15 protein-coding genes are annotated in these 14,325 nt (G+C 60.3%); 11 read left to right on the top strand and 4 right to left on the bottom strand.

Annotation, left to right across the window (positions count from 1 at the left end):
- Positions 1-16: 16 nt before the first annotated feature.
- Positions 17-802 carry an alpha/beta fold hydrolase gene (locus tag RO009_02935; GenBank protein ID MDT3683983.1) on the bottom strand — a complete coding sequence of 262 codons (786 nt, stop codon included), beginning with the start codon at positions 800-802 and terminating at the stop codon, positions 17-19.
- Positions 803-1,092: 290 nt separating this feature from the next.
- Between RO009_02935 and RO009_02930 the strand changes: the two genes are divergently transcribed.
- From RO009_02930 to egtD, 3 genes are all read left to right on the top strand, one after another.
- Positions 1,093-1,242, top strand: coding sequence for a hypothetical protein (locus tag RO009_02930; protein MDT3683982.1), 150 nt, complete (start codon positions 1,093-1,095; stop codon positions 1,240-1,242).
- Between the two features lie 574 nt (positions 1,243-1,816).
- On the top strand, positions 1,817-3,025 hold the full coding sequence (egtB, locus tag RO009_02925) for an ergothioneine biosynthesis protein EgtB (GenBank protein MDT3683981.1): 1,209 nt from the start codon (positions 1,817-1,819) through the stop codon (positions 3,023-3,025).
- 14 nt (positions 3,026-3,039) lie between these two features.
- Positions 3,040-4,014, top strand: a complete 975-nt coding sequence (gene egtD / locus RO009_02920; GenBank protein ID MDT3683980.1) for an L-histidine N(alpha)-methyltransferase — start codon at positions 3,040-3,042, stop codon at positions 4,012-4,014.
- 9 nt (positions 4,015-4,023) lie between these two features.
- Here egtD and RO009_02915 read toward each other — a convergent pair whose 3' ends face one another.
- Positions 4,024-4,752 carry a GntR family transcriptional regulator gene (locus tag RO009_02915; protein ID MDT3683979.1) on the bottom strand — a complete coding sequence of 243 codons (729 nt, stop codon included), beginning with the start codon at positions 4,750-4,752 and terminating at the stop codon, positions 4,024-4,026.
- A gap of 139 nt (positions 4,753-4,891) precedes the next feature.
- On the opposite strand from RO009_02915, the gene RO009_02910 reads away from it, so the two are divergent.
- The 6 genes from RO009_02910 (at position 4,892) to RO009_02885 (ending at position 10,593) form a co-directional block, all read left to right on the top strand.
- Complete coding sequence (locus tag RO009_02910; GenBank protein MDT3683978.1) at positions 4,892-5,767, top strand: polysaccharide deacetylase family protein; 876 nt, start codon at positions 4,892-4,894, stop codon at positions 5,765-5,767.
- A gap of 30 nt (positions 5,768-5,797) precedes the next feature.
- Complete coding sequence (locus RO009_02905) at positions 5,798-6,673, top strand: fumarylacetoacetate hydrolase family protein (GenBank protein ID MDT3683977.1); 876 nt, start codon at positions 5,798-5,800, stop codon at positions 6,671-6,673.
- Between the two features lie 3 nt (positions 6,674-6,676).
- Positions 6,677-7,690, top strand: a complete 1,014-nt coding sequence (locus RO009_02900) for an ABC transporter substrate-binding protein (GenBank protein MDT3683976.1) — start codon at positions 6,677-6,679, stop codon at positions 7,688-7,690.
- 7 nt (positions 7,691-7,697) lie between these two features.
- The gene (locus RO009_02895) at positions 7,698-8,768 is read left to right on the top strand and encodes a malate/lactate/ureidoglycolate dehydrogenase (protein MDT3683975.1); all 1,071 of its coding nucleotides are present in this window, start codon (positions 7,698-7,700) and stop codon (positions 8,766-8,768) included.
- A 134-nt stretch (positions 8,769-8,902) separates the two neighbouring features.
- Positions 8,903-9,889: a tripartite tricarboxylate transporter substrate binding protein gene (locus tag RO009_02890; protein MDT3683974.1), complete on the top strand. Its 987-nt coding sequence runs from the start codon at positions 8,903-8,905 to the stop codon at positions 9,887-9,889.
- 140 nt (positions 9,890-10,029) lie between these two features.
- Entirely contained in the window at positions 10,030-10,593 is a 564-nt protein-coding gene (locus tag RO009_02885; GenBank protein ID MDT3683973.1) for an NADPH-dependent FMN reductase, read from the top strand.
- 38 nt (positions 10,594-10,631) lie between these two features.
- Here the strand turns inward: RO009_02885 and RO009_02880 are convergent, their stop codons facing one another.
- Positions 10,632-11,231: a nuclear transport factor 2 family protein gene (locus tag RO009_02880; protein MDT3683972.1), complete on the bottom strand. Its 600-nt coding sequence runs from the start codon at positions 11,229-11,231 to the stop codon at positions 10,632-10,634.
- Between the two features lie 126 nt (positions 11,232-11,357).
- On the opposite strand from RO009_02880, the gene RO009_02875 reads away from it, so the two are divergent.
- Together RO009_02875 and gtdA are read left to right on the top strand one after the other, a co-directional pair.
- Complete coding sequence (locus tag RO009_02875; protein ID MDT3683971.1) at positions 11,358-12,134, top strand: glucose 1-dehydrogenase; 777 nt, start codon at positions 11,358-11,360, stop codon at positions 12,132-12,134.
- Positions 12,135-12,243: 109 nt separating this feature from the next.
- Complete coding sequence (gtdA, locus tag RO009_02870) at positions 12,244-13,311, top strand: gentisate 1,2-dioxygenase (GenBank protein MDT3683970.1); 1,068 nt, start codon at positions 12,244-12,246, stop codon at positions 13,309-13,311.
- Positions 13,312-13,383: 72 nt separating this feature from the next.
- On the opposite strand, the gene RO009_02865 is transcribed toward gtdA, so the two are convergent.
- Positions 13,384-14,325: a methylenetetrahydrofolate reductase gene (locus tag RO009_02865; GenBank protein MDT3683969.1), complete on the bottom strand. Its 942-nt coding sequence runs from the start codon at positions 14,323-14,325 to the stop codon at positions 13,384-13,386.

Raw genomic sequence — 14,325 nt, 5'->3', positions numbered from 1 at the left:
CGGCAAAAGGGGGAATTCATCCAGAGATGAATTTCTCGACCGCAGCAAGAAATTCCTGCGGCTGCTCCAGGGGAGGGCAATGGCCGCAGCCTTTCAGCTCGACTACCCTCGCGCCCGGCACCTTGCTTGCAATGACCATGTTGAGCGCGGGCGGGGTCGCCTGATCGAGTTCCCCATACACCACCAGTGTGGGCGTTTTCACCTTCGGCAGGTCGGGCACCAGATCGGCATCGACCAGGATTTGGCAGGCGGCGCGGAACGCCACAGGATCGATGTTGAGCAAAACGGCGCGGCGCTCCTCGACCGCCTGCGGGTGCTGGGCGAGATAGGCTTGGTGAAAAACCCGATTGGCTGCGATATCCACAATGGCGCCGAGTCCGACCGCCGCAACCTTCTCTGACATCACGCGGAAGGCCTGTTTGCCCTGCTCCGGGAAGCCGGGCGCGACATCGACCAGCACCAGCCGTCCCAGGCGGTTGGAATGGGCGATGGCAAAAGCCAGCGCGACTGTGCCGCCATAGCCGTTGCCCATCAGGATGGTATCGTGCGCGATGCCGAATTCGTCGAAGGCGCGCTGTACGAAAGCCACGGCGTCACCAAGCGTTCCCTCCACCGGCTGCGAGCCGTGGAAGCCGGGCAGGTTGATCAGCGTGACGCGGAAATTCGCTGCAAGTTGCGGCAGGACCGGATCGAAGGCATGCCGGTCCGTCAGCAACGAATGCAAAATCACCAAGTCCGGTCCGTCGCCAGTGCGTGCAGCCGTGATACGGCCGTCAACGCTGTGAAGACTGCTGACCGACATGCGACGCGCCCCTGAGACGGGGCAACCTAGCGCAATTGCGCAAGGAGGGGAAGAAATGCGCGGGCCGGTGCACCAGCCCGCGCATGGTCTGGGAGTGTCTTGGACGGTTATTTGCGGCGGGTGCTCCGCCGGGTTGCGGTGGTTTTGCGCGCTGCTGCGCGACGGACTTTCGGCGCTGAGCGGCGCTTGCGGCCTGTTGTGCTGCGGCTCGCTGCGCGACGCGCCGCGGTGCGGCGCGTACTCGACCGGCGTCCGCCACCGGTTGTCTTCTTTCGAAGCGCATCCAGCAAATGGCCGGTGTCAAACTTGCTCAGGAACGTGCTGACGGCATCATTGACCTGCTTGCTGCCGGAGCGGACATAGCCGCCGACCGCACGTTGAGCTTCATTCAGCGATTGCTTGATGCCGGAGGCACGTCGTGCTCCGGCGCGGCGTCGTGAGCGTGTAGCCATATTTTGTCTCCCTCGATATCGAGGCAGGCGGGCCGTGAACATGGAATGCGGATAAAATGTGCCTCGCCTGCGTCAGCAATAACGCGCAAGTTTGCATTTAGCTCCCCAATTGCGGCGCAAATCCGTTGTCGGCGCATGTCCTCAATCGTGCGGCAGCATGTCGTATGTTTTTCGTATGCCTTTTGATCAATTAAGAAAAACGATCATTGATTCAGTGTTTTAGGGATTACCATGGTGCCTCACGATCGCGTGCGAGCGGCTGCGCGATGTCCCGTTTGGCGCTAGTGTCCCGAATCCGAAGTCCGCTTCAATCTGCGGCCTGGCCGTGAGCGGACTTCGGATTCGAAGGACACTAGCAAGCCTATGATTCTAGTGTGGTTTGGTTCGGAAGTCCTGAAGAGCATGCGGCAAGAATGAAGCGGACTTCCGAACCACCACGCTAGGCTGACAGGGAACCATGCACGTTTGTTGGCATTGTGAGTGTGCGCACCCACTCTATATGTCCCGCCTACGATGGAGATAATGAATGCCGACCGCGACCTCCTTGCGGAAGCAGGACAGTATGGAGCGTTCCGGCAGTGAAGCGCATGCCCGCCCTTATTGGGTGAGCGCCTTCCGCCGCGTGCGCAGCGAAACTGAAACACGCGCCGCGCGTCTGTCGCCGGAAGATCAGGTCGTGCAATCGATGCCGGATGCCAGCCCGACGAAATGGCACCGCGCACACGTCACGTGGTTTTTCGAGACGTTCCTGCTCGTCCCGCATATGCCCGGCTACAGGGTCTATGACGAGCGTTTTCCGTTTCTGTTCAACTCTTATTATGTTGCGGCCGGTCCGCGGCATGCACGCCCGAAACGTGGTCTGATCACGCGCCCCAGTGCGGAGGAAGTTGCCGCTTACCGGGCGCATGTCGATGACGCGGTGGTGGCGCTGATCGAGCAGGCGGACGAGAGCACCTGTGCCCAGATTTTTCCGATCGTCGAGATCGGCCTGCATCACGAGCAGCAACATCAGGAATTGCTGCTGACCGATATCCTGCATGCCTTCGCGCAGAATCCGACCTTTCCGGCTTATGATCCAGATTGGGTGATGCCACCTGCACAGGCCGGGCGGGATGCCTTCGCAAGTCTGCCCGCCGGCATCCACACGGTCGGGCACGCAGGCGGCGATTTCCATTTCGACAATGAGAGACCCGCTCATTCGACCTTGTTGCAGCCAGCGCGGATTGAACGGCATCTGGTCAGCAACATGCTATGGCTCGAATTCATGGCGGACGGCGGCTACACCACGCCCTCACTCTGGCTGTCGGATGGTTGGGCCCAGGTCGAGAACGAAGGCTGGGAAGGGCCGGGCTATTGGCAGCAGCGTGACGGTCAATGGCACGCTATGACACTTGGAGGAGTGCAGCCGGTCGATCTAGCCGCGCCGGTCTGCCACGTGAGCTACTACGAGGCGGACGCCTTTGCGCGCTGGGCCGGCAAGTATCTGCCGACTGAAATGGAATGGGAGGTGGCGGCGCGAGAAGGGCTGATCGACGACGCCTTCGGCATCGTCTGGCAATGGACACGCAGTGCCTATGCGCCTTATCCGGGCTATCGCGCGCCGGAGGGTGCGCTGGGCGAATATAACGGCAAGTTCATGGTCAATCAGATGGTCCTGCGTGGGTCCTCGCTGGCGACACCGCAAGGTCACGCCCGTGCGACCTATCGCAATTTCTTCTACCCGCAGGCGCGCTGGCAATTCACCGGCCTGCGGCTGGTCGATTATCGATAAAAAGCGGGGTCGTCATGGGCGCGCTGGCCAAACCACGGGTTCAGTTCAATGCAGAATCGCACGAAGCTGCAATCTTCGCTGTCGACGCAGTCGCCGGGTTGACACGCACTCCGAAATGCATTCCGCCGAAATATTTTTACGACCAGGAAGGTTCACGGCTGTTCGAGGAAATTACGCGACAGCCCGAATATTATCCGACCCGCTGCGAACTTGAGATTTTGCGCGCACATGCCGGAAAGATGGCGGCGCTTATCCCTGATGGGGCGGTATTGATCGAGTTTGGCAGCGGCTCCGCCACCAAGGCGAAAATTCTGCTGGACGCCGCAGCTGCGAAACTGGCCGCCTATGTCCCGGTGGATATTTCAGGCGAGTTTCTGGAGCGCGAAGCTGCGGAATTGCGCAAGGCATTTCCGGCGCTGACGGTCGCACCGGTGGCGGCCGATTTCATGCAGCCTTTCGACCTGCCAATGATCGCGGCGAACAAGCCGCGGGTCGGCTTTTTCCCCGGCTCGACCATCGGCAATCTCGAGCCGCATGATGCCGCGGCGTTTCTGAAGCATGCCTGTCTGCTGCTTGGAGACAATTCGCTGCTGATCATCGGCGTCGACCTGGTGAAGGACGTCGATATCCTGAACGCCGCCTACAACGACAAGGCCGGCATCACCGAGGCGTTCAATTTCAATTTGCTCGATCGGATGAATCGGGAACTGGCGGCCGATTTTAAGCGCGAGACCTTTGAACATCACGCTTTCTATAACCGCGAGCGGCGGCGCATCGAGATGCACCTCGCCTCGTTGAAACGGCAAAAGGTGCGGGTGGCCGGGCAGGTGATCGATTTCCGCGCCGGGGACACCATCCACACCGAGAACAGCTACAAATATACCCCGGGCTCATTCAGCGCACTGGCGCGCGGCTCGCGCTGGACGCCGGTTGAGATTTGGACCGACAGTCAGAACCTGTTCGCCGTATATGCGCTGGTTCGCAAATAACGGCGTTGCCTAAGTTCTGCTGCGTCGGGCGCGCGGACGCTTTTCTGCCGCGACCTGATGGAGAGCCGCGCGGCTCAACCGCGCCGTCGTCAGGAAATGTTCGCTGAGCAATGCGGCCGCCTTGTCAGCGTCGCGTGCGACGGTTGCTTCCATGATCATGCGGTGTTCGTCGTTGCGACGTCGCATACCTGCCTGCGGTGCCAGGCGTGACAGATGACGGTAACGGTCGGCCAAATCGAAGAGCTGCGTGCAGAAGCCGATCAGCCAGCGCGACCCGCAAGCCGCGGTCAGTTGCCGATGAAAGGTGGCATGCGCGGCATCCCAGGCAGGATCGATATCGGGCGGTGAGCTTTCGAGTCGCGCCTCGATCCTCGAGAGTCGGTGATAGGCAATCAACACGCTCTCCTCCCAGGCGGCATCGCCATGCGCGATCGACTCGCGCAGCGCCTTCTCATTCGCCCAGATCCGCGCCTTTGTCAGTTCATCAAGATCAGCTTCCGTCGTCGGGGCGACGGAGAAGCCGCGCAGGTCGCTCTGTTCGACCAATCCGTCTCGCAGCAGGCGGTTGAGCGCCTCGCGGATGGGTGAAAGACCGGTGCCGAAGCGTTCTGCCAATTGCCGGACGCGCAGCTTTTCTCCCGGCGCAAACTCGCCGGTGATGACCGCCCGGCGTAGCGCGTCGAAGACGGCCGAGGTCAGGGTCTCGCCTTGCTTCTGTCCGAGATCGATCAGGGTCAAGATCGCCGAATCCCTACAGCTAAGAGGATCGATCAATAGCATGGATTCCACGGAATGTTCGAACAAATATTGACAGGAAAGGGTGCCGGAGCTTTAGTCGCGAAAGGCGCAGCTGCCCGCATCGGAGACAACCGGAATAATGACTGACGTAAAGGATGTGGTGGCGGAAGAGGCACGTGTGCGCCGCCTCGGAGCGGATTTCCGCTGGCCGGGCGGCAAGAAGGTGGCCGTCGTCATCAATATTGCCTTCGAGGGCTGGTCCGACGGCAAGGCGCCTGGCCTCGGCCCCATGGGAAATCCGCTGCCGACCGGCACGTTCGACACCAACGCGCTGATGTGGGGCCATTATGGCGCGGTGCGCGGCATCGAGCGGCTGCTCGACGTGATGAAGCGCGTGGGCACCAGGGCCAGTGTGATGACCAGCGGCGTGTTCGGCGAGCGGATACCGGAGATCGTCAGGCGTATTGCCGATGAAGGCCACGAAATCGTGGCGCATGGCTATGGACAGGAGATCATTCCGGCCAAGTTAACGCTCGAAGAAGACAGAGCGAACATCCAGAAAACCACTGATCTTCTCGCACGAGCATCCGGTGTTCGCCCGCTCGGCTGGATCAGTCCGCGCGGCACGCCGGCCGCCGCCACGGCGAAGCTTCTGCTCGAAGCCGACTATGCCTGGCAGGGCGATGTGTTCGATGACGATCGGCCCTATGTGCAGGATTTCGGCACCGGCAAGCTTGTCGCCATCCCGCTGACCATGGAAATCAACGACCTGCCACATGCGATGCGGTTTGGGCGCTCGCCGCGGCAATTCGTCGAGCTCTATGATGACTTCGTCGCGCACGCGTTGCAGAACGACGAAGCGATCATGATCGACGTGACCGCGCATACGCATTGCTACGGCCGACCCTACGGCGCCTGGGCGTTCGAGGAAATTGCACGCAAGGCCAAGGCCGACAGCAAGCTCTGGGTCGCGACCCGGCAGGAGATTGCCGATCACGTTCTGTCCGCCGTCTGATATTCCGTAATTACTGAAAGGAAGAAGAAAATGAAACTCGTTGGATTGGAAGCGGACGGCAAGCTGCATCTTGGTGCCGTGCAAGGCGATACGGTGGTTGACCTGCAGGCGGTCGACTCGAAAGTGCCCGCCGATCTCGCCGCGCTCCTCAGGAGCACGAACGGAGATCTGTCCTCGCTTGCCGATCTGGTGAAGAAAGCGCCGGCTTCTGCACATCGTCCGCTTGCCGGAATCAATTATGCATTGCCGGTCGCCAATCCCGGCAAGATCGTCTGCCTTGGCCTGAACTACATGGAGCACGTGAAGGAAGGCCGCTACGCCGATAATGTGCCAAAATTCCCAACCTACTTTCTGCGCGTGATCTCTTCGCTGACGCCGCACAACGCGCCGATGGTGCGGCCGCAGGCGTCCGATACTTTCGATTATGAAGCGGAACTCGCCTTGGTCATCGGCAAGCGCGCCAAGCATCTGACCAAGGAGAATGCCTATTCCGTGATCGCCGGCTGGTCCTGCTTCAACGACGGCTCCGTGCGTGAATGGCAGAAGCGCACCACGCAATGGGACATCGGCAAGAATTTCGACAAGACCGGTGGTTTCGGTCCGTTTTTCGTTTCCGCCGATGAAGTGCCGGCAGGCGGCAAGGGTCTGAAGATCGAATGCCGCCTCAACGGCCAGGTCATGCAATCCGACAACACCGACAACATGATGTTCCCGGTGGCGGAGACGCTGGTCGATCTCACCCGCGCGATGACGCTGGAGCCGGGCGATCTCATCATCACCGGCACGCCGTCCGGTGTCGGGCAGGCGCGCAAACCTCCGGTGTTCATGAAGAACGGCGACATCTGCGAGATCGAGATTGAGGGCGTTGGCCTCCTCCGCAATCCGATCGAAGACGAGAAAAAGTAGCGCATGATGTCGCTGCGGCTTTTGTCGTTCGCGATCGGCGTCGCGGCCCTGGTTGCGGCCGCGGCGCCAATGCCGTCGTTGGCCCAGCAGTCCTTGCGCATCGGCATGGGCAATGGTCTGGCCTTTCTGCCGATCTATGTTGCGACTGACCTGAAGCTGTTTGAGAAGCACGGCAAGGCGGCCGGATTGCCGCTGAAGCCTGACTTCCGACGCATGCCGAATTCGGCTGCGATGCAGGAGGCGCTGCTTGCCGGCCATGTCGATGTTGCGCCCTTTGGCGTGTCCGCATTTCTGCTGACCCGTGACAAGACGAGGGATACGCCGCAGGAAGCGGTGGTCGTGTCGGGGCTGACTACCATGCCGCTCGTCCTTGTAAGCAATCGCGCAGACCTGAAATCGCTTGCTGATTTCAAGCCGAAAGATCGCATTGCGATGCCGCTTCTTTCCGCGCCGCAGATGTATGTGCTGCGTATGCAGTCGGAAAAAATCTTCGGAGCGGGGCAGGCGGACAAGCTGCGCGGCCAAGTAGTGGCCTTGCCTCATGCTGAAGCCGTGGAGGCGCTGGAAGACGGAAAGAACGGATTTGCCGCTTATTTCGCTTCTCCACCGTTCTCGCAGGCCGTGCTGAAACAGCGGAATGTCTACAAGATGCTGACCTCGACCGATATTGTGGGCGGCAAGGCGTCGTTCCTGGTGTTGGCGATGACGAAAAAGAATCTCCAGGCCCAGCCAAAGTTCGCGCCGGTGATTGTCAAGGCTCTTGAAGAGGCGGCCGATCTTATCCGCAAGGACCCGCGCCGGGCGGCACTGATCTTCCTGAAATTCGAGCCCTCACGCAGCCTCGATATTCGAACGCTCGAGGCGGTGCTGCAGGAACTTAAGGATGATTTCGGCAACGAAGTGCATGGCATCGCCGCCTATGCAAATTTCATGAACCGTCACCGCAGTCTGAAAGAATTGCCGAAAAGCTGGAAAGACGTGGTGATCCCGCAGCTTGCAGCCATGCCAGGGTCGTGAGATCGACATGCCGAATATCGATGCCGCCACGCTGGAAAGCTTTGTTGCTGACATTTTTGTTCGGATTGGGTGTTCCGCTGCGGAAGGCGCGCGCATCGGAAAATATCTGGTTGGCGCGAATCTCACGGGTCATGACAGTCACGGCGTCGCGCGCGTGCCGCGCTATGTGAAATGGAAGCAGGACGGCCTCTTGATCGCCGATCAGGTGGTGAAGCGCATGGTCGATACCCCGGCACTCGCCATCCTCGACGGCCAGTTCGGCTTCGGCCAGACGATCGCGCCGCAGGCGATCGCTATCGGCATCGAGAAATGCAAGGTCATGGGCTTATCGGCTGTCGGACTGCGCCATTCCGGTCATGTCGGCCGCGTTGGCGAATGGGCGGAAATGGCGGCGGCAGCCGGCGTCGTTTCCATCCATTTCGTCAATGTCGCGGGCAGCGTGCTGGTGGCGCCGTTCGGCGGCGTTGACCGGCGTTTTTCGACCGCGCCGGTCTGTATCGGCATTCCGCGCGGGGGCCAGGAACCGGTGATTCTGGATTTTGCTACGTCGCTCGTCGCCGAGGGCAAGGCGCTGGTAGCGAGTCAGGGCGGCAAGCCTTTGCCGCAAGATGCGCTGATCGGCCTGGACGGCCGCATGAGCGGCGATCCCAGATTGCTCTATGGCGACTACGGCACGAGTCTCGCCCGCGACAATACCAAGGGCGAGGGCGCGATCCGTGCCTTTGGCCAACACAAAGGCTCCGGTCTTGCGCTGATGTGCGAATTGCTGGGCGGCGCGCTGACTGGAAACGGGGCATCGACCTTTGAGAAACGCTGGTCGCAGGGCATGTTCTCGATCTATGTCGATCCGGCACAGGCTGATCCGGAAGAATTCTTCCCGATGGAGGTCGCGCGATTTCTCAGCTTCGTCAAAAGCGCGCGTCCGGCGCAGGCCGATACGCCCGTGCTTGTGCCCGGCGAGCCGGAATTGCGCATGCGCAAGTCGCGGCTGAAAAATGGCATTCCGCTTCCAGATGACACACTGGCGGCGCTCAACGCGGCGGCGAAGAGTGTCGGGTTGAATCGCTCGCTGATGTGACAGGTTTTGACAATTCGCGTGACAATGAGTGTGATTGAAGAGGGACAAGCGTCGCCCTTGCCGTAACACATACGACGCACTGCAAACTGAATAACGCAAAGAAGAAATTGCATTTCGCCATCAAGGAGGGACCCATGAGGCTGGATCTGAGACAGTTGATTTTGTTGGTTGGCGGGGCGTTGGGCCTTGCGGCCGTGAGTTTTGCGCCTGCCGCGGCGCAGGATTGGCCGACCCGCACCGTCAAGTTTCTGGTGCCGTATGGTCCGGGCGGTGGCACCGACATCGTTTCGCGCATCATCGCGCAGGATTTGCAGGCATCGCTCGGTCAGAGCTTCGTTGTCGAGAATAAGCCGGGCGCTGGTTCGACGCTTGGCGCGGACACCGTGGCAAAATCCGAAAAGGATGGCTACACGGTGCTTGTGCTCAGCAATGCGCATGCGGTCGCGGGCGCACTTTACAAGAAGTTGCCCTATGATTCGGTCAAAGACTTTCAGATGATCTCGCAGATCGGGACCGTGCCGCTGCTGCTGGTGACTGCGCCCAACTTTGCCCCCAAAGACGTGAAGGAATTGCTTGCCGTCTTCACGAAGGAGCCGGGCAAATACAATTACGGCGCTGCGGGCGGCATCGGAACCACGCAGCATTTCGCGGGCGAGTTGTTCCGCGTCATGGCCAACGTTGATGTGAAACACATTCCCTACAAGACAACTCCTGCCGTCATCACTTCGATGCTGCAAAACGATGTCCAGATGACTTTCGAGCTGCTTCCAGCGGTGCGCGGGCAGGTTGCGAGCGGTCAGCTCAAGGCATTGGCCGTCACCTCGCCTCTACGCAATCCTGCCTTGCCCGATGTGCCGACGTTGGCTGAAGCAGGCGTGCCCGGATACAACGTGACAAGCTGGTATGGATTTGCCATGCCGGCAGGCACACCAAAATCTGTTGTCGACAGGTTCACCAAGGCCGTTCATCAGACGCTCGCGAAGGACGCGGTGAAGCAGGCGATTGCAAAAACAGGGATCGTTGTTCAGACATCGAGCAACGACGAACTCGCCAAGCATGTCGCATCGGAAGTCGCCAAATGGAGCGACTTGATGAAGAAGGCCGGGATCGAGCAACGATAGCCGGAAAGTCTTAAGAGGCGGGACCGGCAGGATAACTACTCTTTGCCGGCCCGCCATCGTTCAGCATGAACAAACGTTTCCGGTAGCGATGCGGTAGTCACGCTGAACGATGATTATGCCTGTCGATGGAAGGTAGAAGCATGACGAAGGTAGTCTCGATCTGTGGTTCGTTGCGTAAGGGTTCATTCAACAGAATGCTGGCGAATGCTTTGCCGGGCCTGGCGCCGTCCGGAATGACGATCACCCCATCGCCTTCAATCGACATGCCGCTTTATAATGCTGATCTGCAGGCGCAAGGTTTCCCGGCTCCGGTGACCACCCTTGCCGACGCGATCCGTACAGCCGACGGCGTGATCTTCGTCACCCCGGAATACAACTTTTCACTGCCGGGCGGTCTTAAGAACGCCATCGACTGGGTATCGCGCCTGAAAGGCCACCCATTTGTGGGCAAGCCGGTCGCAATCCAATCGGCTTCGCCTGGCCAAGTTGGCGGTGCACGCATGCAATATGATCTGCGCAAGATGATGGTCTTCCTTGAAGCCATCACCTTCACCAAGCCCGAAATCTTCGTGAGCAATTGTGCGACCAAATTCGACGAAAAGTCCGGGACGCTGACCGACGAGACCACGAAGAACCTCGTCAGGCGTCAGCTCGAGGAGTTTGAGAAATTCATTGCCAGAGTCGGCGGCAAGCAAGTCCAATAGGCTTGAACTGATCTTGCTTTGCTTGGGACCGAGTGCGACTAGATGGCCTTTCCGGCCAGCCAGTCTGTGCCGCGTGCATAAAGCGCCTCGACTTCCGGCCCGTCGAGACCCGGCATGTCTTTCTTCACCTTGTAACCGATGCGCGCCTGCATATAGGCGAGGTGGCGATAGCCTTCCGGGAATTGCATCAGCAGGTCCTGGTCAAGCGTGAGCGCGGCGGAAGGATCGACCGGATCGAGCCGGTCCTTTTCATAGATCGGCTGGCGCAGCACGATGCCCCAGCGACCGTCCTTCTTGTCCAGGAAATCATAGAAGCGGCCGGTGCAGACGACGTCGCATATCACGCCCTCGACCGGGCCGCGCTGCGAGATCGTCATCTTGGTCTGAGCGATGGCGCGATCGCCGGAAATGTCGATCGACATGCCGCCGAGGAAATGCAGGATGCGCACGCCCTTGTCGTAGCCCTCCTGGCTGACCTTGATGAACTCGTCGGCCGTGCCCTGAAACCAGGTGGCCATCATCTTGCCTTCGCCGCTCCACACACCGCGGAAGCGGTCCCACATGCGGGCATCGCGCCAGACCGCCCAGTTCTCGATAACGTCGCGGATCGCAAGGCGGTCCAAAGTCTCGCTGTTCATGGGAGCGCTTTCATCCTGTGTTGGGCCGTGCATAAATGTTTGAGCGTGCGTCTGGATGGAAAGCCGGTTTCCACTTTTCCTGGACGCACTCCGATCTGCTCCGACTTTCTAAACAACGAGAAGAACATGACAAGGGCGGAAACGAGAAGATTGGCCGGCAAGGTCGCGATCGTGACCGGCGGAGCCCGAGGCATCGGCGCGCATTATTCCAAAGCGCTGGCGGCCGCAGGCGCTGCTGTGATGATCGCAGATATCGTCGACGGCGCTGAACTCGGCAAGGAGGTTGCGGGCGCGCACGGTGTTCGCATAGCGAACCACATGCTCGATGTCAGCGACGAGACGCAGGTTCAGGGGCTGATTGCGAGGACGGTCGCGGATTTCGGAAGGATTGATATCATCGTCAACAACGCCGCGGTCTATTCCAGCCTGCCGCCGGTCAAATGCACCGACATCGATGTCGCTTTGTGGGACAAGGTGATGGCAGTGAATGTGCGTGGACCGTTTCTGATGGTGAAATATGCGGTGCCGCACATGGTCGCGCAGAAGGGTGGCAAGATCATCAACATCGCGTCCGGCACCGCGTATAAGGGCTTGCCGGATTTTCTGCACTACGTCACCTCGAAGGGCGCGGTGGTTTCCTTCACCCGCGCTCTCGCGCGCGAGCTGGGTGCACACAATATCTGCGTCAATACGCTCGCCCCGGGTCTCATCCTGAGCGAGACCGGGCTTGAGAACCAAGCCCATCTCGATCAGGCGCGAGGGCCAGTGATCGCAAGCAGAGCGCTGAAGCGTGACGGCTATCCGGAAGATCTGTTGGGAGCCCTCGTGTTTCTGGCCTCGCCGGACAGTGACTTCATGACCGGCCAGACGCTGGCGGTGGATGGTGGTTCCATCAACACGTAAGATTTGGCCGCGGCTGCGACGAATGGCTGTTATGCCATAAGCCTCTTTTTTATTGAGCGGCATGAGGTTAGCATTGTTGCAATCGTAACAATTCTTCCAGGAGGAAGCGATGGGCACCGCAACAGCCGCCGCGGATAAAAAGGCAAGGGTCTATGAGGGCAGCAAAGACCCCAAGCGCGCCGCCTTCTACGAGAAGATTTCGCAGCGAGATATGGCGCCGCTGTGGGAGGTGTTGAAGGACCTCGTCGCCAAGAGCCCGAAGACCATCGCAGCGCCTGCGATCTGGCATTTCGACGACGTGAAACCGATGGTGGAAGAGGCCGGTGGCCTTCTAACCGCCGAGGAGGCCGAGCGCCGGGTGCTGGTGCTGGAAAATCCGGCTCTGCGCGGCCAGTCGCGCATCACGACATCGCTCTATGCCGGCCTGCAGCTCATCCTGCCGGGCGAGATTGCCGGCGCGCATCGTCACACCGCTGGTGCGATCCGCCTGATTCTCGACGGCGAAGGCGCCTATACCCAGGTGGATGGCGAAAAGACCATCATGAAGTATGGCGACTTCGTCATGACGCCGAGCTGGACCGCACATGACCACGGGAACGAATCCAAAAAGCCGATGATCTGGCTCGACGTGCTCGACGTGCCCACCATCAATTTCTTCGAGACTGCCTTCTCCGAACATCTCGACGACGCCGTGCAGAACACCAAATTCACCGACAACGACTCGCTGTGGCGCTATGGCTCCGGCGTGCTGCCGGATGGCACCGAGGCCAGGGTGCAGACGCCAATCATCAACTATGCCTATGAGCGGGTGCGCCCGATCCTGGATCGCATCGCCAGAACCGACGAGATCAACCAATATCACGGCTTCCGCCTGCGCTACTCCAATCCATTCAACGGGGGCTGGTCGTCGCCGACCATGGGCGCGCATCTGTCGCTGCTGCCGAAAGGCTTCAAGGGCCAAAGCTATCGCTCGACCGACGGAACGATTTTCGCGTGCCTTGAAGGTAAGGGCCAGACGACGATCGACGGCGAGGTGTTCGAATGGGGCCCGCGCGACGTCTTCGTGATTCCGTCCTGGAAATCCTATTCGCACAAGGCGGACGAGCAGAGCGTGTTGTTTTCGATCTCGGATCGGCCCATGCAGGAATCGCTCGGCATCTGGCGCGAGATCAATTGATCCGCTGCGAGTCTTCTAAAAAATAAACGGCGCGCTTCATCTGCGCGCCGTTTTTTCCTTTCCGTCCATCCATCACGGCTCGACGGAGAATCCGCTCTCGCCATCCAGCGTGAATCGCCCCTGCGCCGCATGCGCGGTCCAGCGCGCGGTCGCGCCGATGCCGCCGAAGGAAAAGAAATGCGCGGCAATGTCGCCGAGCGTGCCGCGGGCGGACGCGTCGGCAAGCGAGCGCACGAGACCGTCGGGGGCGCTGACGCCGAACAGATGCTTGATCAGCCCGGCATGACGGGCAAGGCCGCTGGCCGAGGCCTTCACGCCGCAACGCTGAGCGTAACGCAACAGGGTCGTCAGATTGGTCGGGCCGGCGAGGCCGACGCGAACCGGATTTTCGATGCCATAATCGCGCAGTCGCCTCACCCAGGCGATGATGGCATCGCCGTCGAAGCTGAACTGGGTGACAATATCTGTGGCAAGCCCGCTCTGTTCGGCCGCATCGATCTTGGCACGCAAAGCCCGGTCGAGCACGTCGCCCGACACGCGGGGATGTCCTTCCGGGTGCCCGGCAAGTCCGACATGGCGAATGCCGTGACGCTGCAAAAGGCCGCTTTCAATGAGATCCAGCGATGTGGCGAACGGTCCGGCGGCGTCACTGCGGTCGCCGCCGATCACTAGCAGATGTGTTACCTGCGCTTCACGCTGCAGGCGCGTCAGAAGCCGAACGATCTCGTCGCGGCTTTGCAGGTTGCGGACAGCGACATGCGGCACCGGCTCAAGCCCCGCCTTGCGGATCAGTAGAGCCTGATTTGCAAGTTCGTCCAGCGACCGGTTCGGAAGCGCACTCAGATAGACGCGGGTGCCGGCCGGCGACTCGGCCTTCAGTGCATCGGCATCGGCGGCTTTCGGATGCGTCGCTTCCAGCGAGAAGCCGCGCAGAAAATCGGTGACACGGCGGCTCGCATCCGCCGCATCTTTCGTCGGTTCAGGCACAGCGGTCATGACGGCTGCGGTTGTCAT

It is taken from the genome of Pseudorhodoplanes sp. (genome assembly GCA_032027085.1).
Taxonomy (GTDB): Bacteria; Pseudomonadota; Alphaproteobacteria; order Rhizobiales; family Xanthobacteraceae; genus Pseudorhodoplanes.
The sequence above is the reverse complement of the archived record's forward strand: the minus strand, read 5'-3'. Positions and strand labels throughout refer to the sequence as shown.

Coding starts and splice junctions, on each gene's coding strand:
- RO009_02935 (MDT3683983.1), bottom strand. CDS start 802: ATGTCGGTCAGCAGTCTTCACAGCGTTGACGGCCGTATCACGGCTGCA.
- RO009_02930 (MDT3683982.1), top strand. CDS start 1,093: ATGGCCGGTGTCAAACTTGCTCAGGAACGTGCTGACGGCATCATTGAC.
- egtB (MDT3683981.1), top strand. CDS start 1,817: ATGGAGCGTTCCGGCAGTGAAGCGCATGCCCGCCCTTATTGGGTGAGC.
- egtD (MDT3683980.1), top strand. CDS start 3,040: ATGGGCGCGCTGGCCAAACCACGGGTTCAGTTCAATGCAGAATCGCAC.
- RO009_02910 (MDT3683978.1), top strand. CDS start 4,892: ATGACTGACGTAAAGGATGTGGTGGCGGAAGAGGCACGTGTGCGCCGC.
- RO009_02905 (MDT3683977.1), top strand. CDS start 5,798: ATGAAACTCGTTGGATTGGAAGCGGACGGCAAGCTGCATCTTGGTGCC.
- RO009_02900 (MDT3683976.1), top strand. CDS start 6,677: ATGATGTCGCTGCGGCTTTTGTCGTTCGCGATCGGCGTCGCGGCCCTG.
- RO009_02895 (MDT3683975.1), top strand. CDS start 7,698: ATGCCGAATATCGATGCCGCCACGCTGGAAAGCTTTGTTGCTGACATT.
- RO009_02890 (MDT3683974.1), top strand. CDS start 8,903: ATGAGGCTGGATCTGAGACAGTTGATTTTGTTGGTTGGCGGGGCGTTG.
- RO009_02885 (MDT3683973.1), top strand. CDS start 10,030: ATGACGAAGGTAGTCTCGATCTGTGGTTCGTTGCGTAAGGGTTCATTC.
- RO009_02880 (MDT3683972.1), bottom strand. CDS start 11,231: ATGAACAGCGAGACTTTGGACCGCCTTGCGATCCGCGACGTTATCGAG.
- RO009_02875 (MDT3683971.1), top strand. CDS start 11,358: ATGACAAGGGCGGAAACGAGAAGATTGGCCGGCAAGGTCGCGATCGTG.
- gtdA (MDT3683970.1), top strand. CDS start 12,244: ATGGGCACCGCAACAGCCGCCGCGGATAAAAAGGCAAGGGTCTATGAG.
- RO009_02865 (MDT3683969.1), bottom strand. CDS start 14,325: ATGACAACCGCAGCCGTCATGACCGCTGTGCCTGAACCGACGAAAGAT.